This window comes from Streptomyces sp. NPDC006610 (assembly GCF_040611575.1).
Classification (GTDB): domain Bacteria; phylum Actinomycetota; class Actinomycetes; order Streptomycetales; family Streptomycetaceae; genus Streptomyces.
The window spans coordinates 38,907-62,059 of sequence record NZ_JBEXOP010000046.1 but is presented as its reverse complement, the minus strand read 5'-3'; the positions used below and the strand labels follow the sequence as shown (position 1 = coordinate 62,059).

General features: G+C 72.7%; 18 protein-coding genes and 3 tRNA genes. 13 read left to right on the top strand and 8 right to left on the bottom strand.

What is annotated here, in order from left to right; genetic code table 11:
• Positions 1-70 precede the first annotated feature (70 nt).
• Positions 71-1,054: a polysaccharide deacetylase family protein gene (locus tag ABZY13_RS28940; protein WP_356635878.1), complete on the bottom strand. Its 984-nt coding sequence runs from the start codon at positions 1,052-1,054 to the stop codon at positions 71-73.
• Between the two features lie 78 nt (positions 1,055-1,132).
• Positions 1,133-2,128, bottom strand: a complete 996-nt coding sequence (locus tag ABZY13_RS28935) for a glycoside hydrolase family 11 protein (protein ID WP_356635876.1) — start codon at positions 2,126-2,128, stop codon at positions 1,133-1,135.
• Between the two features lie 735 nt (positions 2,129-2,863).
• Here ABZY13_RS28935 and ABZY13_RS28930 point away from each other — a divergent pair.
• On the top strand, positions 2,864-3,970 hold the full coding sequence (locus ABZY13_RS28930) for a peptidoglycan-binding protein (RefSeq protein WP_356635874.1): 1,107 nt from the start codon (positions 2,864-2,866) through the stop codon (positions 3,968-3,970).
• Positions 3,971-4,159: 189 nt separating this feature from the next.
• Here the strand turns inward: ABZY13_RS28930 and ABZY13_RS28925 are convergent, their stop codons facing one another.
• Positions 4,160-4,912 carry a VOC family protein gene (locus ABZY13_RS28925; protein WP_356635872.1) on the bottom strand — a complete coding sequence of 251 codons (753 nt, stop codon included), beginning with the start codon at positions 4,910-4,912 and terminating at the stop codon, positions 4,160-4,162.
• A gap of 136 nt (positions 4,913-5,048) precedes the next feature.
• On the opposite strand from ABZY13_RS28925, the gene ABZY13_RS28920 reads away from it, so the two are divergent.
• Together ABZY13_RS28920 and ABZY13_RS28915 are read left to right on the top strand one after the other, a co-directional pair.
• The gene (locus ABZY13_RS28920) at positions 5,049-5,834 is read left to right on the top strand and encodes a hypothetical protein (RefSeq protein WP_356635870.1); all 786 of its coding nucleotides are present in this window, start codon (positions 5,049-5,051) and stop codon (positions 5,832-5,834) included.
• 107 nt (positions 5,835-5,941) lie between these two features.
• A tRNA-Ser gene (locus ABZY13_RS28915) sits at positions 5,942-6,026 on the top strand.
• A 122-nt stretch (positions 6,027-6,148) separates the two neighbouring features.
• On the opposite strand, the gene ABZY13_RS28910 is transcribed toward ABZY13_RS28915, so the two are convergent.
• Positions 6,149-7,027, bottom strand: coding sequence for a bifunctional DNA primase/polymerase (locus ABZY13_RS28910; protein ID WP_356635868.1), 879 nt, complete (start codon positions 7,025-7,027; stop codon positions 6,149-6,151).
• A 247-nt stretch (positions 7,028-7,274) separates the two neighbouring features.
• On the opposite strand from ABZY13_RS28910, the gene ABZY13_RS28905 reads away from it, so the two are divergent.
• The 4 genes from ABZY13_RS28905 to ABZY13_RS28890 all read left to right on the top strand — a co-directional run bounded on the left by ABZY13_RS28905 (position 7,275) and on the right by ABZY13_RS28890 (position 11,432).
• Positions 7,275-7,532, top strand: a complete 258-nt coding sequence (locus ABZY13_RS28905; protein WP_356635866.1) for a hypothetical protein — start codon at positions 7,275-7,277, stop codon at positions 7,530-7,532.
• A 508-nt stretch (positions 7,533-8,040) separates the two neighbouring features.
• Positions 8,041-8,667, top strand: a complete 627-nt coding sequence (locus ABZY13_RS28900) for a SigE family RNA polymerase sigma factor (protein WP_356635864.1) — start codon at positions 8,041-8,043, stop codon at positions 8,665-8,667.
• Between the two features lie 366 nt (positions 8,668-9,033).
• Complete coding sequence (locus ABZY13_RS28895) at positions 9,034-10,710, top strand: long-chain fatty acid--CoA ligase (RefSeq protein ID WP_356635862.1); 1,677 nt, start codon at positions 9,034-9,036, stop codon at positions 10,708-10,710.
• A gap of 185 nt (positions 10,711-10,895) precedes the next feature.
• Positions 10,896-11,432, top strand: coding sequence for a DUF4760 domain-containing protein (locus ABZY13_RS28890; protein WP_356635860.1), 537 nt, complete (start codon positions 10,896-10,898; stop codon positions 11,430-11,432).
• Positions 11,433-11,489: 57 nt separating this feature from the next.
• Here ABZY13_RS28890 and ABZY13_RS28885 read toward each other — a convergent pair whose 3' ends face one another.
• From ABZY13_RS28885 to ABZY13_RS28875, 3 genes are all read right to left on the bottom strand, one after another.
• Positions 11,490-12,038 carry a GNAT family N-acetyltransferase gene (locus ABZY13_RS28885; RefSeq protein ID WP_356635858.1) on the bottom strand — a complete coding sequence of 183 codons (549 nt, stop codon included), beginning with the start codon at positions 12,036-12,038 and terminating at the stop codon, positions 11,490-11,492.
• A 266-nt stretch (positions 12,039-12,304) separates the two neighbouring features.
• Positions 12,305-12,377, bottom strand: a tRNA-Arg gene (locus ABZY13_RS28880).
• A gap of 173 nt (positions 12,378-12,550) precedes the next feature.
• Positions 12,551-12,641, bottom strand: a tRNA-Ser gene (locus tag ABZY13_RS28875).
• Between the two features lie 183 nt (positions 12,642-12,824).
• Between ABZY13_RS28875 and ABZY13_RS28870 the strand changes: the two genes are divergently transcribed.
• The 6 genes from ABZY13_RS28870 (at position 12,825) to ABZY13_RS28845 (ending at position 22,517) form a co-directional block, all read left to right on the top strand.
• Entirely contained in the window at positions 12,825-13,271 is a 447-nt protein-coding gene (locus tag ABZY13_RS28870; protein ID WP_356635856.1) for an SSI family serine proteinase inhibitor, read from the top strand.
• Between the two features lie 212 nt (positions 13,272-13,483).
• The gene (locus ABZY13_RS28865) at positions 13,484-17,902 is read left to right on the top strand and encodes a PAS domain-containing protein (protein WP_356635854.1); all 4,419 of its coding nucleotides are present in this window, start codon (positions 13,484-13,486) and stop codon (positions 17,900-17,902) included.
• A gap of 83 nt (positions 17,903-17,985) precedes the next feature.
• Positions 17,986-19,014 (top strand): DUF2797 domain-containing protein, encoded by a 1,029-nt coding sequence (locus ABZY13_RS28860; RefSeq protein ID WP_356635852.1) that lies wholly within the window; start codon positions 17,986-17,988, stop codon positions 19,012-19,014.
• 115 nt (positions 19,015-19,129) lie between these two features.
• A complete protein-coding gene (locus tag ABZY13_RS28855) occupies positions 19,130-19,870 on the top strand; it encodes a response regulator transcription factor (protein ID WP_356635850.1) in 741 nt (246 codons plus the stop codon).
• A 300-nt stretch (positions 19,871-20,170) separates the two neighbouring features.
• Positions 20,171-21,718: an MFS transporter gene (locus tag ABZY13_RS28850; RefSeq protein WP_356635848.1), complete on the top strand. Its 1,548-nt coding sequence runs from the start codon at positions 20,171-20,173 to the stop codon at positions 21,716-21,718.
• Between the two features lie 40 nt (positions 21,719-21,758).
• Positions 21,759-22,517: a TetR/AcrR family transcriptional regulator gene (locus ABZY13_RS28845; protein ID WP_356635846.1), complete on the top strand. Its 759-nt coding sequence runs from the start codon at positions 21,759-21,761 to the stop codon at positions 22,515-22,517.
• A 138-nt stretch (positions 22,518-22,655) separates the two neighbouring features.
• On the opposite strand, the gene ABZY13_RS28840 is transcribed toward ABZY13_RS28845, so the two are convergent.
• Complete coding sequence (locus tag ABZY13_RS28840) at positions 22,656-23,126, bottom strand: PPOX class F420-dependent oxidoreductase (RefSeq protein ID WP_356635844.1); 471 nt, start codon at positions 23,124-23,126, stop codon at positions 22,656-22,658.
• Positions 23,127-23,153 lie beyond the last annotated feature (27 nt).

The following is a 23,153-nucleotide window of genomic DNA, read 5'->3' as shown; positions in this document are numbered from 1 at the left end:
GGCCCCCCCGCCCGCCCCCCCGCCGGCGCGGGCGGGGCGGGGCCCGGTCGTCGGCCGGTGCCGAAGCGGATCAGGCGGTGCTGCAACTGACGGTCGGCCAGGTGCGGTTGCCGTTGTGCTGGATGGTGACGCCGAAGGTGTTCCCGCTGCCGTTCGGCTTGGCGACGAGGGTCTGGGTGCTGGGGTAGGTGACGCTCGCGTTCCAGGTGGACAGGACACGGGCCGGGGACGGGACGTTCATGGTGACGGTCCAGTTGCTGGATCCGCTGACCGTGACGTTGAGGTTGTAGCGGTCGGTCCAGCTCTGACCGGCCGACAGCGTGGCGGTGCAGCTGCCGGTGCCGCCACCGCCCCCGCCGCCGGAGCCGTCGGGGGCGACGGCACGGCCGGTGGACGGCGAGATCATGCCGGCGCACAGCCCGCGGGAGGCCAGGTTCTGGGCGATCCGCGGCAGGGCGTTGATCGAGTTGGTGGACCAGTCGTGCATGAGCATGACCTGGCCGTTGCCCAGCCGGGACGCGGCCTGCACGATCTGGTCGGTGCTCGCGCCGTTCCAGTCCTGCGAGTCGACGTCCCAGATGATCTCCGTGAGGCCGTACTTGGCGGCGACGGACTTCACCGTCGCGTTGGTCTCGCCGTACGGCGGACGGAACAGCTTGGGCGTCCCGCCGCCGGCGTTGGCGATGGCCTGCTGGGTGCGGGAGATCTCGGAGTCGATCTGCGCCTGGCTCAGCTGGGTCAGGTGCGGGTGGGTGTAGCTGTGGTTGGCGACCCACATCCCGGCGTCGACCTGTGCCTTGACCAGCGAGGGGTTGGCGGCGGCGTACTGGCCCTGGTTGAACATGGTCGCCCGCAGGCCGTTCTGCCGCAGGGTGTTGAGCAGGGTGTTCGTGGTGCTGGACGGGCCGTCGTCGAAGGTGAGGGCGACGTATCCGTTGCAGGGCGCGGCCTGGGCCGGCGCGGAGGTGACGGTGAGCGTGCCGGCGGCGGCCGTGGCCAGGACGGCGAGTCTGACGAGCAGCGAACGGAGAGTCGTCCGCGGGTTCTTGCGCATGGGTGGTCCTCCTGGGGGACGGGAGCGGTCGAGGGGCCACCGCCCCTCGACCGCTCCGGTGGGCTCAGCGGCCCGGGGTCAGGACGCGGAACAGGAGACGCTCGGCCAGGTGTGGTTGCCGTTGTGCTGGATGGTGAGGCCGAAGGTGTTGCCGCTGCCGTTGGGCTTGGCGACCACCTGCTGGCTGCTCGGATAGGTGACGGCCGCGTTCCAGGTGGAGAGCACCTTCGCGGGGGACGGCACGTTCATCGTCACGGTCCAGTTGCTGGAGCCGCTGACCGAGACGTTGAGGTTGTAGCGGTCGCTCCACTGCTGGCCCGCGGAGAGGGTCGCGGTGCAGCCGCCGGTGCCGCCACCGCCGCCGCCGTCACCCGAACCGGTGCCGCCGACCGTGATGTTGGAGCTGCCGCTGCTCTGGTAGCCCTCGGTCGCCATGATCATGTAGTTCATGGTGCCGAGCTGCATGCCCGCCCGGGCCCAGGCGTCGAAGTGGTTGCCCGTGGTGATGGTGCCGCCGGTGCGCTTCGACTGCCGGACGCTCCAGTACTGGTTGAACGTCTTGGTGCCCTCGATGGAGGGGGCGTTGTACCGGGTGGTCTGGTAGATGTCGTAGGTGCCGCCGTCGGTGGTGACGGTGCCCTTGAAGGTGCCGGTGGGCCGGTAGGTGCCCCAGTTGTCGACGATGTAGTACTCGACGAGCGGGTTGGTGGACCAGCCGTACAGCGTCAGGTACGCGTTGCCGGACGGGTTGAAGGTGCCCGAGTACGTCACCGCCCGGCGGCTGCCGGTGGCCCAGCCCTTGCCGGCCACGAAGTTGCCGGTGTTGCGCCACTGGGTGCTGTACTGACCGCCGGCGCCCATGTCCATGGAGACGGTGCCCTGGCTGTCGGTCCAGAACGAGTAGTAGTACCCGTTGTTGGTGCCGGTCTGGTTGGTCGAGACGACGGTTCCGGCACTGGCGGAGCCGGGCAGCGTCAGCGCGACCACGAAGGCCAGCGCGACGGTGCAGACGGTTCTTATCAGCCCTGTGAGGCCGCGGCTTCGGCGGCCTCCCGTGCGGACGAGCGCGTTCATGTACGTGCTTCCTCCTGGTACTTGTACGCCGTGAGGTGCGGGGAGTGCGCGGCGTCGTGCGACGTCGCGAAGCGGGTGCAGCTGCGGAGCGGTTGAGGCATGCCGGACGCCGTGCGCGCGACGTCCGGAGCTGCCGGACCGCGGTGGCGGTCCGAGCGGGAGTGGCGAGATCTGCCAATGGCGACCAGTGTGGCGAGCCGTGACGGCGTGTCAACGGTTTCGGCACGACTTTCGAAAGGTTCGACGGAGCGGAGAGATCGCGAAGACGACGTCCATGCAGCTCAGTTGATGTGTGGGGTAGTCCGCATCGAAGCAACCGGAAGGGCGTTGATAGCAGTGATCGCGAAGCGCGAGAGGGTGATGCGAAACTTTCGCAAGATCGATAAGGGTGGGAGGGCCGGCCGTCGGCCTCAGAGGGGGGCGGGAATGCGCGGCTGGAAAGGGGTGGGGAGGGCGTTCGCGCATGGCCGGGGGATACGGGCGGCCGTAGGCGCACTACGGGCGGACCGCGGGCGGCTGTCACAAAAGCGGTCGCACACCCCGAACATTGTCGGGGTCACGTCACCGACTGGTGCGGCTTCCCCACATCGCTGGGCGGGGGGCGCCGGATCTTGCCATCGTGACGACTCGTCGGGAACCTCGCACGCCACCTGACGAACACCTGCAACGTCAGCCGTTGGCAAGCCTGTTCACACCGGCGGGCCACGACACGAGGAAAAGGAACACGGGGGAATCATGTCTCTTCGCAACCGGCTCACCCGCCGCGCGCAGATCACGCTCATCGGCGTCGCCGCCGGAGGTGCCGCCGCAGCCATCGCCGTCGTACCGTCGCTCGGCGACGGCGGCGCCTCGGAGCCGGCGCCGGTCGCCGCCCAGAAGAGGACGGCGTACGGACCCGAGCCCGAAGCCGGCAGCAAGCTCGTCACCCAGCTCGACGGGCTGACGACCATGGCCACCGCCACGATGTCGCCCGACACGATGATCAACCGGGCCCGCACCTGGCTCACGGCGAACAACGGCCGCCCGGTCCCGTACAGCATGGAACGCGTCTGGAAGGACGGTTACCGCCAGGACTGCTCCGGCTACGTCTCCATGGCGCTCGGCCTGGGCAAGCCCGGCCTCAACACCGTCGGGCTGGCCGATCCGCGCAACGGCGTCACCGCGCGGCTCAGCAGCGCCGGCCAGCTCAGGAAGGGCGACCTGCTGATCGACTACAGCACCACCGACGGCGACTTCCGCCACGTGGTGATCTTCGAGAAGTGGGCCAACACGGCGCACACCTCCTACTGGGCCTACGAACAGCGCGGCACCTACGGCACCACCTACCGCAAGCTCAGCTACGGCATCGGCAGCGACAACTACGACCCGTTCCGCCCGGTCAAGCTGGGCGGCGGCACCGGCGGCGGCGGCGGTGGCGGCCAGGTCCCGGCGCCGAGCGTCTCCTGGCCGATCCTCAAGAGCGGCTCCCAGGGCGCGGACGTGCGGGCCGCCCAGCACCTGCTCAGCTCGCGGGGCTACGCGCTCGACGCCGACGGCGCCTTCGGCCCCAAGACCCGCTCCGCGGTGATCCAGTTCCAGCGGTCCCAGTCCCTGGCGGCCGACGGCGTCATCGGCCCGAACACCTGGTCCAAGCTGATCAGGACGGTGCAGTACGGGTCGTCGGGCCGCGCGGTGAAGGCGGTGCAGACCCAGCTGAACGTCTACGGCTACGGCCTCTCGGTGGACGGCGCGTTCGGCGCGAAGACGAAGTCGGCGGTGACCGCCTTCCAGCGGAACAACGGCCTTCAGGTCGACGGCGTCGTCGGCCCGCAGACCTGGCGCACCCTGCTCGGCAAGCGCTGACGGTGCGGCCGGCCGGCCGGGCGACCTGCCGACCGGCCGACCGGCCGGTTGAGAACGGCTGCTCATCGGCTGGTCCCTTCCCCCCCTCGTAGGTCGAGGGGGGGGAAGGGACCAGCCGCCTTCCTGGTTCTCCCCGGTCTCCCCGTTCTCCCCGTCCCGTTCGGTCTCCTCGCCGATGCTCCGTGTTGCTCAGTGCGGGCCGAGCACGCAGAACGCGTTGCCCTCCGGGTCGGCCAGGCAGGTCCACGGGACGTCGCCGCCCTGGCCGAGGTCGAGGTCGGTGGCGCCGAGGGCGCGGAGCCGGGCGACCTCCGCCTCCTTGTCGTCACCGGGGCGGGGAAGCAGGTCGAGATGGACCCGGTCCGACACGGTCGTCGCGCCGGCGTCCGGAGTGCGCAGGAACTCCAGATACGGGCCGACGCCTTCCTCGGAGCGCAGCACGGCGTGCTCGTCGGTCACCTCGAGCAGGGTCCAGTCGATCGCCTGTTCCCAGAAGCGGGCCATGGCCCGGGGATCGGCGCAGTCGACCAGCACCACGGCGACGGGCCCGGTGTCCCGGTGCACGTCCCGGGGCTCCAGCACACAGAACTCGTTGCCCTCGGGATCGGCGAGGACGGTCCACGGGACGTCCTCGCCCTGACCGACGTCGACGGGCGTGGCGCCGAGCGCCTTCAGCCGTGCGACCAACTCCGCCCGATGGGACTCGGAGGCGGTGGCGAGATCCAGATGGACCCGGTTCTTCGCCGCCGTCTTGCGCTCCGGTACGGGAACGACGTCGATGCCGAGGACGACCGGGTCCGGCCACACGAGGCCGCCGCCCGGTCCGACGTAGGTGGTCACGCCGGAGCTGTAGGCGCTCCAGCCGAGCGCCTCCGCCCAGAACCGGCCGATCGCCGGGGCGTCGAGGGCCTTGATGTTCACGTGAGCGGGACGCAGTGCCATGCCGGTGATCCTATGCACCCGCTGCCGGGCCCGGGGCGGTGAGACGAGCACCGGTTTCCGGCCAACTTTGGGAGCGCTCCCACGCGTTGGCGCAAAGCTGCTGGGCGGATGTGACCGGCGTCGCCACCCTGTGCGCATGGGACTTCTGAGGAAGGCCGCCGTCGCGCTGGCCACCGTGACCGCCGTGCTGATCACGACACCCCCGACCGCCTCCGCGGCCCCCGGCCCCGGAGGCCCGTGGCTCGCCCGCGAGGACTTCAACCGCCTGCCGCTCGGCCCGGTCGACGAGGGCCGGGCGTGGACGGCGGACACGGCGAACGGCTCGCTGACCGTCACCCGGGGCACGGACGGCCGCGGCGACCGCGAGTTGCGCATCCGCACGCAGGGCAACGGCAAGGCCTTCCTCGTCTTCCCCGACCTCGCCCCGCCCGGCAACAGCTTCTGGGTGCGGATGCGGCTGCGCGTGGAAGCCTTCCCGACGGCCCCCGACTGGGCGCACTGGACGCTCGCCGAGGCATCCGGCACCGGTTCGCCGACGCTGGTCCGACCGCTCGGCGGCCAGTACGCCCCCACTGAGCAGGGCAATTTCTGGGGCGTCGGCTCCGACCTCGGCCCCACCGGCGACTGGACGTCCTGGCAGACCTCCGCGCCGGCCGAGGCCGGGAAATGGATCTGCGCGGAGTTCCACCTGGACGCCCGCGACAACCGCGTCACGGTCTACTTCGACGGCCGGCCCCGCCCCGACCTGACCGTCTCGACCCACGACCACGGCGGCACCGCCGACCCCTTCGTCTTCCCGTCCTTCGACACGCTCAGGCTGGGCTGGCAGCTCTACCAGGCCGACCCGACGCCGACGTCGTACGACGTCCGCCTGGACGACATCGCACTGAGCACGAGGCGGGCGGGGGGCTGCGACCGCTGAGGGCCGACGCTTGGCGGCCCGCCGCCCTCGTCGCACGGACCACACCGCTGCCCGCCGTCGAAGGCCGGTAGGCTGTAGCCGCCCCACCCCTGGTGGGCCGGGGGCGAGGTGGGTTGCCCGAGCGGCCTAAGGGAACGGTCTTGAAAACCGTCGTGGCGCAAGCCACCGTGGGTTCAAATCCCACACCCACCGCATAGGTCGACGGCCCCCTGACCAGTGCATTTGGTGGTCAGGGGGCCGTCGACGTGTCGGGTAAGGGACACGGGCAGCCTGCGTGCCAAGGCTGTCGACGACCGGTGCCGCCGCTCAGGAGATCAACGCCGACGGCCCGTCAGTCGTGCCGCCGAGGCCACCGTCGCCCGGGCCTCCCGCTCGGTGAGGCCCGTTGCTCTCGCCGCCTCGATCAAGGAAATGATCAGGTCGGGGTCCGGGCCGTACTCGTAGGCGCGGCATGCCGCCCAGAACAGGCGGGTGTTGCGCTGCCCCTCGTGGGCCGCGAGGACGAACTGGATCAGGCCGTGGCCGTCCCCGCGTTTCGGGAGTCGGTCCGTTCCCCTTCCCGGTGTTGTGCGAGGCGGCGGCAGCAGCAGCCGGAGCAGTGCCGGTGGGCAGGCGGCCGGCGGGAGGTGGGCGGTGCCGGGGGCGGTCCCGTAGACGCCGTGCTCGGTGCGGGAGCCGGGACCGACCAGGTAGCCGCCGGCGCCCCGTACGTCGATGCCGGGCGCGAGCCGGCCGGCCGAGTTGGGGACGGCCGCGTCCGGTGGGCCGGTCAGCCAGAGGTGGCGGCCGCCGCTCGGTGTCACGATCACCACGGTCGCGGGGATCGTGAACAGATGCCGTAACGCCAGTTCGCGCAGCGCTGCCGAGGAGTCCGTACCCGACTTGGTGTCCAGGTCGATGCCGATCAAGTGGTGCGGCGGCAGGCCGCAGGCGATGCCGTAGCCGGTGGCCCAGGGGGCCGCGGCGAACAGTTCCCGGATGCGGCGCGGGTCGGTCGAGGCGTCGTACACCCCGTGACCGAAGCGGCCGCACTCGCCGTGGCAGGGCGGCAGGCCGACGGGGTCGTGGCGGTGGGGGGAGCGCAGCGCCGGGAGTTTCGTCCGGGACAGGGGGATGACGGCGAGGCCGCGTTCGGCGGCCGAGAGCGCGTGGGCGAGGGCCAGCGTCGTGGCCTGCCGGTCGGTGGTGGCCATGACGCCATTTTCGTACCCATGTTCGAAGAAGGGAAGAGGGTGCAGGTGACCCCCTCGTGGGCGCCGGAGTTCGCTCCTGAACGGGGTTTATCGGCTTCTTCTCACGCTTGAGAGCGAAAGAGAGGTTCCGGGACGGTTCGTTACGGAATCGGTGGGCAACTCTGGTCTCGCGACGTCGTGATCAGTACGCCGGGGCAGTGCTCCAACTGGCCAGGTGAAAGCCCTACTTCATGCTGGAGGAACTCGTATGGCAAGCACCCGTACCGCCCGCGTCGCCGCAGGCCTCGCCGCCCTGCCGCTCGCCGCCGTGCTCTTCACCGGCGTCGCGGCGGCGGACGACTTCGCCTTCGCGTACGACGGCAACGCGTCCGCCACCCAGCAGGTGACGGTCGGCCCCGGCGCCTCGAACCAGAGCAACACCGCCCAGTTCGGCGATTCCGCGTTCACGCCGGTCAGTCAGGGCAACGACAACGCGGCCGTCGAATTCACGCCACTGTGGTGGTGATCGGTGGTGGGGGGAGGAGTGGCCGGGGGGTGGGCCCGAGGGAGGGGTAGCCCGAGGGGGGATGGCCCTAGGGGGGTGGGCCCAAGGGGGGGATGGTCCGAGGGGCGGGGTGGGCCCAAGGGAGACAGGCCCGAGGGGGGAGGGGGACAGGCCCGAGGGGGACGGAAAGGGAACCAAGGCCGGGGGGCCTCTGTGGGTGGAACAAGGTCAGCTGCGCGGCGGTACTCCGGTACCGCCGCGCGGTGTTTCCGGACCCCGCCGGGCCAGCCACGTCCGCGGCGGCCTGCAGCGGCCCACAGCGTCCCGTCCTGCGATGCCGCCGACCCCGCCCCGGGTGACGCCCCCGCTCCCCACCGCCGTAACCCGCAGGGGTAAACCCCCACCCGCCCTCCTCCCCCAGTCCACCTCCAGGAGGTGCAGTCGGCCCCGCCCCTACAACCAGAGGGGGATTCGCCTTCGGCACCTTTGGGCGATCCGCGCGACGGCCGGTCGAACCTAGCGTTGAGCCATGACCACACCCGTCTGCACCAGCGCCTCGAACGCCGCTCACGCCGTGACGTCGGCGAGGCGGACGGCGCCGTACACGCCGCGCCCGGCGGCCACCCAGGGGCCGCACTCGCACCCCTCCTCCTTGCCCTACCCCTCCTTCGCCTCCTACGTCAGAGCCCGCCAGCCCGTCCTCCTGCGCACCGCGCGTTCCCTCACCGCGAACCCCTCCGACGCCGAGGACCTGCTGCAGACGGCGCTGACCAAGACGTACGTCGCCTGGGAGCGCATCGAGGACCACCGTGCCCTCGACGGCTATGTGCGCCGCGCGCTGGTGAACACCCGCACCTCGCAGTGGCGCAAGCGCCGGGTCGACGAGTTCGCCTGCGACGAACTGCCCGAGCCCGAGCCGGCGCCCGGCGGCGGCAACGACCCGGCCGAACTCCAGGCGCTGCGCGACGCGATGTGGCGGGCGATCATGCGGCTGCCCGACCGCCAGCGGGCGATGGTCGTTCTCAGGTACTACGAGGACCTCAGCGAGGCCCAGACGGCCGAGGTGCTCGGCGTCTCCGTCGGCACGGTCAAGTCGGCGGTGTCCCGGGCCCTCGGCAAGCTCCGCGAGGACCCCGAACTCGGGCTCGCCCGATAGCGTCCGGCGGTCAGCGGCCGTCCCTCCCGCCGTCCCTCATGCAGCCGTCACGCCCACTTTCCTCCCGCGCGCCGTCACGCCCGCCCCCCTCCCGCGCGCCATCCGCCGTCCCTCCCGCGTGCCGTCACGCACGCGCCCCCCAAGCTGTCACACGCGCCACCCCCCAACCCGTCACGCAGGCGCCACCCCCCAAGCCGTCACGCCCGCCACCCCGCTCGCCTTCAGGCCCCCACCGTCCCGCCCACCCCACGCACACCGTCACCGACCGTCAATATGTGAAACAGCACGTGATGGATCGCCCGGATCTAGTGACATACCGAGCGGTACGTGCGCAGAATCAGCGCAAACGTTACCGCCGCGTAGGCAATGTCGCCCCGGGAGGACGCCGTGCTGAGCACCATGCAGGACGTACCGCTGCTGATTTCGAGGATCCTCACCCATGGGTCGACGATCCACGGCACATCGCAGGTGACCACCTGGACGGGCGAGGACCAGCCGCACCGCCGATCCTTCGCCGAGATCGGCGCCCGCGCCGCCCAGCTGGCCCACGCCCTGCACGACGACCTCGGAGTCGCGTCCGACGACCGCGTGGCCACCCTGATGTGGAACAACGCCGAGCACGTCGAGGCCTACTTCGCGATCCCCTCCATGGGCGCGGTCCTGCACACCCTCAACCTCCGGCTGCCCCCCGAGCAGCTCGCCTGGATCGTCAACCACGCCGCCGACAAGGTCGTGATCGCCAACGGCTCGCTGCTGCCGCTGCTCGCCCCGCTGCTGCCGCACCTCAAGACGGTCGAGCACGTCGTCGTCTCCGGCCCGGGCGACCGCTCGGCGCTCGCCGCCGCCTCCGTGCGCGTGCACGAGTACGAGGACCTGATCGCCGGCAAGCCCACCGCGTACGACTGGCCGGAACTGGACGAGCGCCAGGCCGCCTCCATGTGCTACACCTCCGGCACCACCGGCGAGCCCAAGGGCGTGGTGTACAGCCACCGTTCGGTCTACCTGCACTCGATGCAGGTCAACATGGCCCAGTCGATGGGCCTGACCGACGAGGACACGTCGCTGGTCGTGGTGCCGCAGTTCCACGTCAACGCCTGGGGCCTGCCGCACGCCACCTTCATGACCGGCGTGAACATGCTGATGCCGGACCGCTTCCTCCAGCCGGCGCCCCTCGCCGAGATGATCGAGACGATCAGACCGACGCACGCCGCGGCCGTCCCCACCATCTGGCAGGGCCTGCTCACCGAGCTGACCGCCAAGCCCCGTGACGTCTCCTGCCTCACGCAGGTGACCATCGGCGGCTCCGCCTGTCCGCCGTCCCTGATGGAGGCCTTCGACGAGCTCGGCATGCGGGTCTGCCACGCCTGGGGCATGACGGAGACGTCCCCGCTCGGTACGGTCGCCCGTCCGCCGGCCCACGCGGTGGGCACGGACGAGGAGTTCGGCTACCGCCTCACCCAGGGCCGTTTCCCGGCCGGCGTGGAGGGCCGCCTCACCGGGCCCGGCGGCGAACGCCTCCCCTGGGACGGCGAGTCCGCCGGCGAGCTGGAGGTCCGCGGCCCGTGGATCGCCGGCGCCTATTACAACGGTCCCGACGCCGAACCGCTGCGTCCCGCCGACAAGTTCAGCCAGGACGGCTGGCTGAAGACCGGCGACGTCGGCACCATCAGCCCCGACGGATACCTCACCCTCACCGACCGCGCCAAGGACGTCATCAAGTCCGGCGGCGAGTGGATCTCCTCGGTGGAGCTGGAGAACGCCCTCATGGCCCACCCGGAGGTCGCCGAGGCAGCCGTCGTCGCCGTCCCCGACGACAAGTGGGGCGAGCGCCCGCTGGCCACGGTCGTCCTCAAGGAGGGCGCCACCGCCGACTTCGAGACGCTGCGCACCTTCCTCGCCGAGGAGGGCAAGATCGCCAAGTGGCAGCTGCCGGAGCGCTGGACGGCCATCGAGTCGGTTCCGAAGACCAGCGTGGGCAAGTTCGACAAGAAGGTGCTGCGCCGGCAGTACGCGGAGGGCGAGCTGGACGTCACCCGCATCTGAGCCCACAGTCCGGGCCGTTCCCCGACCGTCGCCGCCACCTGCCGTGCGGAGGCGGTCGGGGAAGGCGTTGAGGGCCGCGGGGGGCCGTACGGTCCGTACAAGTCCGTCGGTCCTCTAGTCCGTACGCCTGCTGGCCCGTACGCCTGCTGGCCCGGACGTCACCGGCCTCCGTAAGGTATCCGGCCGTGACGTCCTACGAGCGGTGGTCCCTGATCGTCTCCTCCGGCGCCCTGTTCGTCAGCGTGATCGCCTTCGGCGGGCTGGCGTGGCAGCTGCGGATGCTGTCCCGCAGCACGGCGCAGGACCACGACCGGCGCCGCAAGCAGGCCACGATGGAGTACCTCACGGCGATCATGGACCGCCGCAAGGTGCTGTACGACGAGGGGATCCCGGACGAACGGGACGAGGCGGCCGTCTCCGAGCTGATCGCCCGGGCGAGGTCGGGCGACCGCCCGGCGGTGAAGCTGATCACGTCCTACCTCACCACCTTCAACTACCTGGGCGTCGGCGCCCGCACCGACGCCTTCGACCGGGCCGTCATCGACCAGGCGTGGGGCGGCCTCGTCATCGCCGTGTGGAGCCACTACCGCCCCTGGGTGGAGACCCAGCGCACGGAACGCGGCGAGCCCCGCCTGTACGAGGACCTGCAGTGGCTCGCGGACGGGATGACCCCGCGCCGCACGGGCGTGGTGCCGGCGCAGGGCGACGCGGTGCGGGGCTGAGCCGTACGGGAGTTCTACGGGTCGTCCCGCAGGACTCCCGTACGACTGGAGCCGTATCTACGGGTCGACGGTGAACCCGTGATCGGCGGTGGCGGCGGGCCGCGCGGCCCGCTGGGCCAGCCACCCCGACACCCGCGGCCCACCACTGACCGCCCGCCCCTCCCGCACGGTGCGGACGTGCGCGAAGCCGTGCCGCAGGTAGTAGGACTGGAGGGACGTGTTGGTCGTCCAGGCGTCCAGGCGCAGCCACTTGGCCCCGGACCGGTATGCGCGGTCCCCGGCCCAGTCCAGCAGCCGACCGCCCACGTTCCGTCCGGCGTGCGTGCGCGCGACGGCCAACTTGCTGACGTAGAGGGAGGGTTCGTCCAGCTCGGATTCCGCCCACAGCCCGGTGGGACCGTCCGCGGACACGGTGATCGTCGCGGCCGCCGTCCCGCCGTCGAGAACGAGGAAGACGTCACCCGCCTCGACGGCGCCCAGCAGCCGCTCGGCCGGGTAGGGCCGCTGCCACTGATCCGACCCGATGCGGGCCAGCCAGCCCGCGGCTTCCTCCCGGAACGCCAGCAGGAGGGGGAGGTCGGCGGGCCGGGCGGGGACGATTCTCACGGGGCGATTGTCGCTGCGGCGGGGCGGGGGTTCCAGGGCGGGCAGGCGGTGCCCCACGAGCTCGCCGCATAAGCGATCACGGCCTCATGCTGTCCGAGCCTGCCCGAATCCCGCGAGCGCAGTCGGCGCCACGCGTGACCCGGGCCGACCGGCCTCCGTCAGATCGGCGCACTGATCCGGGCCGATCGGCCTCGGCCGTCGACCGCGTTGCCGCATGTTCCCGAAACGTGAGAGGCCCCGGATCTCTCCGGGGCCTCTCACCTGTGTGCACTCGGCAGGATTCGAACCTGCAACCTTCTGATCCGTAGTCAGATGCTCTATCCGTTAAGCTACGAGTGCTTGTCTTGATTTGTTCTCCCCGCTTCGTTCCTTCCGGCCCGTCGCGGCGACAGGAAGAACATTACATGACTGCCGCCGTCATGTGAAATCCATTGGGTCCACCCCTTGTGACCTGCGGAAACGTACAAACGACCGAAGCCCCGGTCCTGGGGACCGGGGCTTCGGTGATGGTGCGGAGGCGGAGGGATTTGAACCCTCGATGGGCTTTAAGGCCCAAACCGCATTAGCAGTGCGGCGCCATAGACCGGACTAGGCGACGCCTCCAGCACAGCCGCTCGCGCGAGCGCGAGTGGTGCGTGCAGATGATGACACAGTCGAGCGTGCTGTCACCAATCGTGTCCCCTACGGTACTAGGGAGGCGGGTCGCAGAGCAAAGGGGTTCCGGGGGCGGTGCGCCGCCCGTGGGGGTGTGCGCAACGTACGGGGGCGTGGGGCGTTAAGCAGGGCATGTACCAGGTCATCCTCCGTGCCGGCGCCTCTCTCGCCGTCCTCGCCTCGCTGTCCGCCGCCCCCGTCGCCGCGGCCGCCGCCCCCCTCCCCGCCACGCCTCCCGGGCGGGTCGGCGGGGACCACCTCACCGTCACGCTCCTCGGCCTGTCCGGAAAGCCGGACCGGGTGACGTACCAGGTGCGCTGTCACCCCGACGGCGGTGACCACCCGGACGTGGCGGGAGCCTGCCGGGCGCTGGAGCGGGAGACCCGGTGGGGCAAGGACCCCTTCGCGCCGGTCGCCGACGGGACCATGTGCACGATGCAGTACGGCGGACAGGGCGCCGCCCATGTGACCGGCACCTGGGCCGGGCGCTCGGTGAAGGCCGTGTTCGACCGCACCAACGGCTGCGAGATCGCCCGCTGGGACCGCCTCGTGCCGCTCCTTCCCGAAGCGCGAGGTTAGGGCCGGGTTCCGGGCGCAGGGCGTGCCCCGGTGGCGGTCCGGCGGGGCCGATCAGGCGTCGGCGGCGCACCATGTCGTCGTGCGACCTCTCTCTCATCCGGCGTCCCGAGCGGGGTCCCAGCGCTTAGACTCCCTCGCGTGACACGTCGCGGGCAGGTTGGCAAGATGGCCCGAGCGGTCGGCAAGGTGCGGTAACAGGGAGGAAGCGTCTCGTGAGCAGCAGGCCATCCCGAGGCGCTGCTCGCCTCGCAGCCATACTGGACGCGCTGCCCGACGCGTTGCTCCTGGTCAACGCCAACGGAACCGTCGTCAACGCGAACACCATCGCCCTCGAGGCCTTCGAGACGCCCGGCACCGCGCTGGTCGGGCGCGGGTTGCTCGACCTGCTGCCGCAGTTCGACTCCAAGCTCATCCCCGGCTCGATGCGCCGACCCGACCACATGGACCCGCGCGGGCGCACCAAGCCGACGCGGATGGTCGCCCGCCGGACCGACGGCTCGGAGTTCCCCGTCGAGGTCACCAGCGCCAGCCTGGAGAACGGCCAGCAGGCCTACGACAGCTACGGCTACGCCAGCGACGAGCTGCTCATGCTCGTCGTGCGCGACCTGTCCGGCACCGTCGACACCGAGGCCGAGCTGGCCCGTTCACAGCGCCAGACCGAGATGATCCTGCGGGCCGCCTCCGAGGGCGTCGTCGGCACCGACACCGACGGGCGGATCGTGCTCGTCAACCCGGCCGCCGCGCAGATCCTCGGCTACCGCGCCGGCGAACTCGGCGGCAAGGAGCTGCACACCCTCGTCCTGCACTCGCGCGCCGACGGCTCCCCCTTCCCGTACGACGAGTCCCCGCTCGCCGACACCCTGCGCTCGGGGCGCAAACACCGGGTGCGCGGGCAGGTGGTGTGGGCCAAGAGCGGCGACAAGGTGTCCGTCGACCTGACCACCGCGCCCGTCCGCGACGGCGACCAGCTCGTCGGCGCCGTGATGACCTTCCTGGACCGGCGGCCGTACGACGCGCTCGCCGACGAGAAGGCCGCCGCCGAGAAGCGCCACGCCGACGAGCTGGAGCGGCTCGCCGAGGAGCACGCCTCCGACCTCACCGCCCTGCGCCAGCAGCACGTCACCGAGCTGGAGGACCTCCAGGAGCGGCACGCGGAGGAACTGGCCGCCGGAGAGGAGCGGTACGCCGCGCTCGGCGAGCGGGAGAAGGACCGCTACGAGGCGCTGTCCGCACGGCACGAGCAGTTGCTGACCCTGCTGGGACGCTCGCTGCGCGGCCCGCTCGACGAACTGCGCCGCGAGCTGTCCGCCCTGGCCGCCGACGACGCCGGACAGCTGTGGCCCGAGGCCAACCAGGTGCTGCATCACCTCTCGGCCGGCTACTCCCGCATCACCACCCTCATCGACAACGTCCTCGGCTACCAGCGGCTCGACGCCGACGGCGCCGACGGCGCGGGCATCACCCGTACGAAGGTGATGCTCGACGCGGTCGTCGCCGGGGGTGTGGACGGCGCCGTCGACCTGATCGGCCCCGGCCGGGTGCAGTTCGCGGTGCACGCGCCGCCCATCGAGGCCGAGGTCGACCCCAAGCTGCTCGCCACCGCCCTCGCCCACCTCGTCGCCGACGTGGCCGGCGTCGACTCGACCGGCAACGCGCCCGTCACGACCGGCGGCTACATGGACAACACCGTCGTGGTCGCGGCGGCGCAGCGCGGCGAGGTCGTACGCATCGAGGTGCGCGGACCGTACGCCGGCGGGGACCCGGTGCACCAGCCGATCGTGCGCGGGATCGTGCGGGCGCACGGAGGTGTGCTGCAGACCCACGAGGTGCCGGGGATGAGCGGCAGCGCCTACGTCCTCGAGGTCCCGCTCGGCGGCGGGGCGGGGGCCGTCGCCGCGCCCTCCTCGGGGGCCGAGGTCGCGGTGGCCGGTCCCCGGGACGCCGCCGAACAACAGGCGTCGGGCGGGGGACGCCGCCGGGCGCGTCGCTCCTCCGTGGACGCCTTCCTGGACAGCGAGGTGCCGGGGGCGGGCGCGGGGGCGGACCCGGTGCCCGACGCCGCGGCCCCCACCGGACGGCGTCGCCGGCGCGCCGCCGCACCGGCGGACGAGGCCGTGCAGGCACAGGGTCCGGAGAGCGCGGGCGAGTCCGGCGGCAGCGTCGGCGGTGCCGGCGGTGTGGGGGGCGCCGGCGGTACTGGCCGGCGGCGGGGGCGGCCTGCGGAGGGGGCGGTGCCGGGCGACGGCTCCGGTGCCTCTGGTGCGTCTAATGGCCCTGGTGGCCCTGGTGCGCCCGGTGCGGGCGTCGCCGAGGGTGCCGTCGTCACGGCCGCCGAACATGCCGCGGGGACCGCGGCGGCGGGTACGGGGCTGGGCGGGACCGTTCCTCCGCAGGGAGTTCCGTCGCAGGGTGCTCTGCCGCAAGCCGTGCCGCCGCAGGGTGTGCCGCCGCAGGGTGTGCCGGCCTCCGGTGAGGGCCGGGCCGCGCTGCCCGCCGCCGCGGCTCCGGGGAACGAGCAGGGGCAGGGGAACGAGCAGGGGCACGGCCAGGAAGGGGCGGCGCCCACCGGACGGCGTCGGCGTGCTCTCGCCGCCGCCCAGGAGCGCGCCGCCGCGCAGGAAGCCGCGCCGCGTACGGTGTTCGCGCTGCCGCCGGCCGACGCGGACCGGGCGTCCGACGCCGATGCCGACGCCGGAGGAGCGGCGGGTCCGGGACCCGTTCCGGCCGTCTCCGCCCCGCCTCCGCAGGGCCCTGCCGCCCCGGTGGCTCCCGTTCCGGCGGCCCCGGCCCCGGCCCCGGCGCCTATGCCGGTGCCCGCCCAGGTGCCGGTGCAGCCCCCCGTGCCCGGCGCGTTGCCCACGGACGACCATGGGCGGCACGACGCCGTACCGCACGACCAGTCCGACGATCACACCCCGCCTCAGCCCCACCCGGCGAGCGCGCCGACCGGCCGCCGCCGTCGAGCCGTCGGACAGTCGGCCGAGGCCACCGGAGCGAGTGGATCGGCCGGGGGGAGCGGATCGGCCCGTCCGACCGGGGCCGCGATTCCGGCCCAGAGCACGGGAACGCCGGGACAGGCACCTGCCGTGCCGCAGGCGCAGGTACCGGCTCAGGCGCCCGCCCCGGCCCCGGCCCCCGCTCAGGCACTGGCCAAGTCCGTCGCCCAGCCCCTCCCTCCGCCCCTGCCCGCCAAGCCGCAGCCCGTCGTCCCCGGCACGCCCGCCGCGGGCACCCCGTCGGCACCCCAGCAGTGGCCCGGCGTGGCGGGCGACACCCCCGGCGCGGGGACGCCCCTGCCTCCCGAGGCGCCCGCCACGCCCACCCCGCCGCCCGCTCGCGCGCAGGCCCAGGCCCAGGCGAGGGTCGCCCAGCCGCTCCCCGCCGAGAACGCCGCGTCGGCGGCCGTCGACCCGAACTCCACCCAGGGCCGCTCGATCAGCGTGCGGACGCTGGGGCAGGGCGTGCCCTTCACCCGGCAGACGGCACAGGCCCAGCAGGCCCAGCAAGCTCAGCAGGCCCAGCAAGCTCAGCAGGCCCAGCAGGCCCAGCAGGCGCCGCAACCGCAGCACACGCCCCCCGGAGGCACCGGCACGAACGGCGGCCGCCGCCGCAAGCTCGGCACCCCGCCCGACCCGGCGACCGGTGCGCGCCCCCACCCGCAGGGCGACCAGGCCAAGGCCTCCGCGCCCCAGGCCCCGGCGCCCCAGATCCCCGGGCAGACCCCCGCGCCGCAGCCTCAGCCGCAGCCTCCGATGGGCGGTGGTGGGCCCGCCAGCGAGGGCGCCGGACGGTCGTACGCCATAGGAGCCCCGGACGAGAACGCCGCCGAGGGGCCCGAGCCGCTGGACGGGCCGGGCGGCGCGGTCGAGGTCGCCGATCCGCCGCGCCCGCAGCCGATGGACGACGAGCTGCCCCCGGAGCCGCTCGACAACCCGCGCCGGCTGCTGGTGTGGCCGGCGCCGGACGTGAGCACACAGCAGGCGCTCAGCGACCGCGGCTACCGGCCCGTCATCGTGCACTCGCGCGAGGAGGTCGACGCGCAGATCGCGGCCTTCCCGGCGGCGCTGTTCGTGGACCCGCTGACGGGGCCGATCACCCGCACGGCCCTCCAGGCGCTGCGGCAGGCGGCGGTGGCCGCCGAGGTGCCGGTGATGGTGACGGCGGGGCTCGGGCAGGCGACGCGCGAGGCGGCGTACGGCGCCGACCCGGCCGTGCTGCTCAAGGCGCTGGCCCCGCGCGACAGCGAGCAGCATCCGCCGCGGGTGCTGCTGATCGAGGAGCACGCGGAGATCGCGCTGGCGCTGACGGCGACGCTGGAGCGGCGCGGTATGCAGGTGGCGCGGGCGGCGAGCGACCCCGACGCGGTGACGCTGGCGGGGCAGTTCCGGCCGAACCTCGTCGTGATGGACCTGATGCAGGTGCACCGGCGACGGGCCGGGATCGTGGACTGGCTGCGGGCGAACGGGCAGCTCAACCGCACGCCGCTGGTCGTCTACACCGCCGCCGTCGATCCGGCCGACCTGCCGCGCCTGGCGTCGGGCGAGACGGTGCTGTTCCTGGCGGAGCGGTCCACCAGCACCGAGGTGCAGAGCCGGATCGTGGACCTGCTGGCGCGCATCGGCACCAACTGATCCTCTCGTCCGTCCCACCTCTTCGCCTGCTCCTGCTCCTGCGCCGGGGCCGTTGTCAGTGGTGCCCTCTACAGTCGAAGGCGATGGCACGGGTGTGGAGGTGCTCGGGGCTGCGGTGGTCCGCCGACGGTCCCGTGCTGATGTGGGACGGCGGGCGGGGCAGCGCGCTGTCGTGGGGGAAGCGAGTGGCCTTCGCGGTCGCGGAAGGGGGTGTGCGGACGTGTACGGGAGCGCGGGGACACGCGTGTCCGCGGCGGGCGGCGGTGCCGGGGCGGAGCACGGGGGCGCGGTGCGAGGAGTGCGCGCGGCTGGACCGGGCGCACTCGGTGGCCGCCGACACTCTCGCGGACGATCCCCGGCCGTACCGCGTATATCTGGCGTGGTTCGGGCCCGGGATGGTCAAGGTCGGCATCACCGCGGTGGAGCGGGGCGAGGCGCGGCTGCTGGAGCAGGGGGCGGTCTGTTTCGGCTGGCTGGGCGTCGGGCCGCTGATGGCCGCGCGGCGGGCCGAGGAACTGCTGCGGGCCGCGCTGGGGGTGCCGGACCGGATCCCGTACGCCGACAAGCGCGCGGTGCGTGCCCGGCTGCCGACGTCCGAGGCCGAGCGGGCGGCTGAGCTCGGGGAGCTGCACGCACGGGCGGTGGCGCTGCCGGGGTGGCCGGAGTCGCTGGCGCGCGAGCCCTTCCGGGCGGTGGACCATGTGCGCGCGTTCGGGCTGGCGGGGGCGCCCGGTCCGGTGGGGGAGGTGCGCGAACTGGTCCCCGGTGGGGTGGTGAGCGGCGAGCTGGTGGCCGCGGCCGGGCCCGACCTGCACTTGGCGGCCGGACCGGTGGCTGGACGCGCCGCCGGCCTGCCGGCCGGATCTGCTGCCGGTCCGTCGGCTGGGCCTGGCGCCGCACCGGGGACCGGAGCGGCGGTCGACCCGGCGACTGCCGCGACGATCGGTGTGACGACCGGTAGGGGGGTCGGTGCGGGGGCGGTCGTGGTGCTGGACACGCGGCTCATGACCGGGTGGGAGCTGACCGCGGCCGAGGGCGACCTCGTCGGCGGAGTCACTGTGCCGGTACGGGATTTCAGGGAGACGGGACATGCGCAGGAAGGGCTGTTCTGAGGTCCGCCCGTCCGTGATGCCTCCCAGGTGCCGCCCGGCAGCCGGCTGAGGGTTTCTCAGAGAAATCACAGGTTTCCGAAAGGGGTCTCTCAGAGCACGCCGACACGGTGGTTGCATGACCACGACCGCGCCCCAGGGGCGTACCGAACTGCTGAGGCCGGACGGGAGCCCCGTCCGGGTGCTGGTGGTGGACGACGAGCTGTCGATCACCGAGCTGCTGTCCATGGCCCTGCGCTACGAGGGATGGCGGATCCGGAGTGCCGCCGACGGGAACGGCGCGATCCGGGCCGCGCGTGAGTTCCGGCCCGACGCCGTCGTCCTCGACATGATGCTGCCGGACATGGACGGGCTGACCGTCCTCGGGCGGCTGCGGCGGGAGCTGCCGGACGTGCCGGTGCTGTTCCTGACCGCGAAGGACGCCGTCGAGGACCGGATCGCCGGGCTCACGGCCGGGGGTGACGACTACGTCACCAAGCCGTTCGGCCTGGAGGAGGTCGTCGCCCGGCTGCGCGGGCTGATCCGGCGCTCCGGCGCCGCCGACCGGCGGTCCGAGTCCCTGCTCGTCGTCGGCGACCTCACTCTGGACGAGGACAGCCACGAGGTGACGCGGGCCGGTCAGAACATCCATCTGACCGCGACCGAGTTCGAACTGCTGCGCTTCCTGATGCGCAACCCGCGCCGGGTGCTGAGCAAGGCGCAGATCCTCGACCGGGTGTGGTCGTACGACTTCGGCGGCCAGGCCAACGTGGTCGAGCTGTACATCTCCTACCTGCGGCGGAAGATCGACGCCGGCCGGGAGCCGATGATCCACACCCGGCGTGGGGCCGGTTATCTGATCAAGCCCGCGGCGTCATGAGCGGGCGACGGCGGCCGGGTCCGCGCGGCCGGCGGGACCGCGGCCGGCTTCTCGCGCGCACGGCACGGGCGGTGGCGCGGGCGGCTCCGGCACCGGCACGTCCACGCAGATCAGCGCCTGGGGCCAGGAGATCCACGAGGGGGTGACGGTGGGTTCGGCCACCTTCCCCGGCCTGACCCGGCCCACGGGCACCGACGACTGATCCTTTCGGCACAGGAATTCCCGCCGCGCGGGGCCCTCGGCCCGTCCGGCGGGAATCGTCGTTGTACGGCGTATGGGAACTGTTCTACGGTGTATGGCATGTCGACGTCACCCTCGCCTCCCCAGCCCACCGAGGCATCGTCCACGGCGCATCCTCCGGTGCCCGCCGCCGTCCCCGCGGGCGGGCATCCGCAGCGCTGGTTGATCCTCGGCGTCATCTGTCTCGCCCAGCTCACCGTGCTGCTCGACAACACCGTGCTGAACGTGGCCATCCCCTCGCTCACCGCGGAGCTGGGCGCGGCCACGTCCGACATCCAGTGGATGATCAACGCCTACTCGCTGGTGCAGTCGGGTCTGCTGCTGAGCGCGGGCAGCGCGGCCGACCGCTACGGGCGCAAGAAGATGCTGCTGACGGGCCTGGTGCTGTTCGGCGCCGGTTCGCTGGTGGCGGGACTCGCCGAATCCACGGCCCAGTTGATCGCCGCGCGGGCCGGGATGGGCGTCGGCGGGGCGCTGCTGCTGACCACCACGCTGGCCGTGGTGATGCAGGTGTTCACGCCCGAGGAGCACGTCCGGGCGATCGGCATCTGGAGCGCGGTCAACGCGCTGGGTTTCGCGACCGGGCCGCTGGTCGGCGGGTTCGTGCTGGACCACTTCTGGTGGGGCGCGATATTCCTGATCAACCTGCCGGTGGTGGCGCTGGGGCTGGTCGCGGTGGTGGCGCTCGTCCCGGAGTCGAAGAACCCGCGGGGCGACCGGCCCGATCTGCTCGGCGCGCTGCTCTCCACGATCGGCATGGGCTCCCTGGTCTTCGCGATCATCTCCGGCCCGGAGGAGGGCTGGACGTCGCAGCGGGTGCTGGTGAGCGGCGGCGTGGCGGTGGCCGTGCTGGGCGCGTTCGCCTACTGGGAGAGCAGGATTCCGTACCCGATGCTCGACCTCGGCTTCTTCCGCGACCGGCGGTTCACGGGCGCGGTCGCGGGCGCGGTACTGATCACCTTCGGGATGGGCGGGGCGCTGTTCCTGCTGACGCAGCATCTGCAGTTCGTGCTCGGGTACGGACCGCTGGAGGCGGGGCTGCGCACCGCTCCGCTGGCGCTGACGGTCGTGGCGCTGAACTTCACGGGCCTGTCGGCGCGGTGGACGGCGCGGCTCGGGACGCCGGTGTCCGTGGCGCTGGGCATGGTGCTGATGTCGGCGGGGCTGGCGACGATAGCGGTGGTCACCTCGGGCGGGTATGCGGGGACGCTGTGCGGGCTGGTGCTGGTGGGGGCGGGGTGCGCCGTCGCCAACCCGGCCATGGCCCACGCCGTGATGAGCGCGATCCCGCCCGCCAAGGCGGGGGTCGGGGCCGGGATCAACGGCACGCTGGCCGAGTTCGGCAACGGCCTCGGGGTGGCGGTTCTGGGGGCCGTGCTCAACGCGCGGTTCGCCGCGCTGGTCGCGGTGGGGGCGGGTTCGCTGCCGGCGGCGCTGGCCGCGGCCGGGTCGGGACAGGAGCGGGCGCGGGTGGTGGCGGCGTTCTCGTCGGGGCTGGAGGTCAGCCAGTTGGTGGGGGCGGTGGCCGTGCTGCTCGGCGGGCTGGTGGCGGCGGGGTTGCTGTGGCGGGCGGAGAAGAGGGGCGTCCAGGGGAGCGTGGACGCCTAGCATCATGAGCAGTTACCGCGAGCCGAGGAAGGTACAGCCCATGGTGAAGGCTGCTGGGAAGGGTGCGGCTCGGCCCAGTGTCTGGCTGGCGGGACAGGCGCGCGGGGGCAGGCGGGGCGGTGGCCAGCCGTCGGGTCTCGACCGGAAGCGGATCACCGAGGCGACCGTACGGCTGCTGGACGCGGAGGGGCTGGCGAAGTTCTCCATGCGCCGGCTCGCCGCGGAGCTGAACGTCACCGCGATGTCCGTCTACTGGTACGTCGACACCAAGGACGACCTGCTCGAACTCGCCCTCGACGCCGCCTTCGGCGAACTGCGGCTGCCGGACGCGGACGGCGACGACTGGCGGGAACGGCTGCGGGCGCTGGCCGGGGAGTACCGGTCGCTGCTGGTCCGCCACCCGTGGCTGTCGCCGCTCGCCGGGCGGTATCTGAACATCGGGCCCCACGCGCGGGCCTTCTCGCGGACCGTGCAGGACGTGATCCGCCGGGCCGGGCTGCCCGCCCACGGGGTCACGGGGGCGCTCTCAGCGGTCTTCCAGTTCGTCTACGGCTACGGCACCATCGAGGGCCACTATCTCGCCCGCGCCGCCGACGCCGGGATGACCCCGGACGACTACTACCGGCACGCCATGCGCGCGGTGACCGAGGACCCGGCCGCGTCGGGCGCCGTCGAGCAGTCGCGGGACATCATGGCGGCCCGCGGCGGCGACACGGTGTCCGAGATGCTGGAGCGGGACTTCGACTTCGCGCTGGAGTTGCTGATCGCCGGGATCGAGGCGATGGCCGCCCGCGGGTGAGCCGTACGGTTTCCGTGGGCCGTGGGCCGTGGGCCGTGGGCCGTGGGCCGTGGGGCCCCGCTGCCGGCGAAACGGTCGATCGCGGGTGAGCCGTACCGCTTCCTTCCGCCCGCGCGCCGCCCCCCTGCCGGTGCGGGCCTACTCCTGCGGAGCCAGCCGCGCCGGGAAGCCCCCCGTCGCCACCGGACCCCACCGCTCGGGAGTCACCCGGATGATCGACTTGCCCTGCCGGATCATCGCCGCCCGGTACTCGTCCCAGTCCGGGTGCTCCCCGGCGATGTTCCGGTAGTACTCCACGAGCGGCTCCACCGAGTCCGGGACGTCGATCACCTCGGCCGTGCCGTCGACCTGCACCCAGGGACCGTTCCAGTCGTCGCTGAGCACGAGGACGCTCACCCGGGGGTCCCGGCGGGCGTTGCGGGTCTTGGCGCGCTCCGGGTAGGTGGAGATCACGATCCGGCCGGAGTCGTCGACCCCGCAGGTCAGCGGCGACGCCTGGGGGTCGCCGTCGGCCCGGCGGGTGATGAGCAGGGCGCGGTGCCGGGGCCGTACGAAGTCCAGCAGTTCCTCGAGCGAGACGCGGGTGTTGGTCGCGATGTTGGGTGCCATGAGGGCAAGACTAGGCGCGGCCGGGGA

Coding starts and splice junctions, on each gene's coding strand:
- ABZY13_RS28940 (WP_356635878.1), bottom strand. CDS start 1,054: ATGCGCAAGAACCCGCGGACGACTCTCCGTTCGCTGCTCGTCAGACTC.
- ABZY13_RS28935 (WP_356635876.1), bottom strand. CDS start 2,128: ATGAACGCGCTCGTCCGCACGGGAGGCCGCCGAAGCCGCGGCCTCACA.
- ABZY13_RS28930 (WP_356635874.1), top strand. CDS start 2,864: ATGTCTCTTCGCAACCGGCTCACCCGCCGCGCGCAGATCACGCTCATC.
- ABZY13_RS28925 (WP_356635872.1), bottom strand. CDS start 4,912: ATGGCACTGCGTCCCGCTCACGTGAACATCAAGGCCCTCGACGCCCCG.
- ABZY13_RS28920 (WP_356635870.1), top strand. CDS start 5,049: ATGGGACTTCTGAGGAAGGCCGCCGTCGCGCTGGCCACCGTGACCGCC.
- ABZY13_RS28910 (WP_356635868.1), bottom strand. CDS start 7,027: ATGGCCACCACCGACCGGCAGGCCACGACGCTGGCCCTCGCCCACGCG.
- ABZY13_RS28905 (WP_356635866.1), top strand. CDS start 7,275: ATGGCAAGCACCCGTACCGCCCGCGTCGCCGCAGGCCTCGCCGCCCTG.
- ABZY13_RS28900 (WP_356635864.1), top strand. CDS start 8,041: ATGACCACACCCGTCTGCACCAGCGCCTCGAACGCCGCTCACGCCGTG.
- ABZY13_RS28895 (WP_356635862.1), top strand. CDS start 9,034: ATGTCGCCCCGGGAGGACGCCGTGCTGAGCACCATGCAGGACGTACCG.
- ABZY13_RS28870 (WP_356635856.1), top strand. CDS start 12,825: ATGTACCAGGTCATCCTCCGTGCCGGCGCCTCTCTCGCCGTCCTCGCC.
- ABZY13_RS28860 (WP_356635852.1), top strand. CDS start 17,986: ATGGCACGGGTGTGGAGGTGCTCGGGGCTGCGGTGGTCCGCCGACGGT.
- ABZY13_RS28855 (WP_356635850.1), top strand. CDS start 19,130: ATGACCACGACCGCGCCCCAGGGGCGTACCGAACTGCTGAGGCCGGAC.
- ABZY13_RS28850 (WP_356635848.1), top strand. CDS start 20,171: ATGTCGACGTCACCCTCGCCTCCCCAGCCCACCGAGGCATCGTCCACG.
- ABZY13_RS28845 (WP_356635846.1), top strand. CDS start 21,759: ATGGTGAAGGCTGCTGGGAAGGGTGCGGCTCGGCCCAGTGTCTGGCTG.
- ABZY13_RS28840 (WP_356635844.1), bottom strand. CDS start 23,126: ATGGCACCCAACATCGCGACCAACACCCGCGTCTCGCTCGAGGAACTG.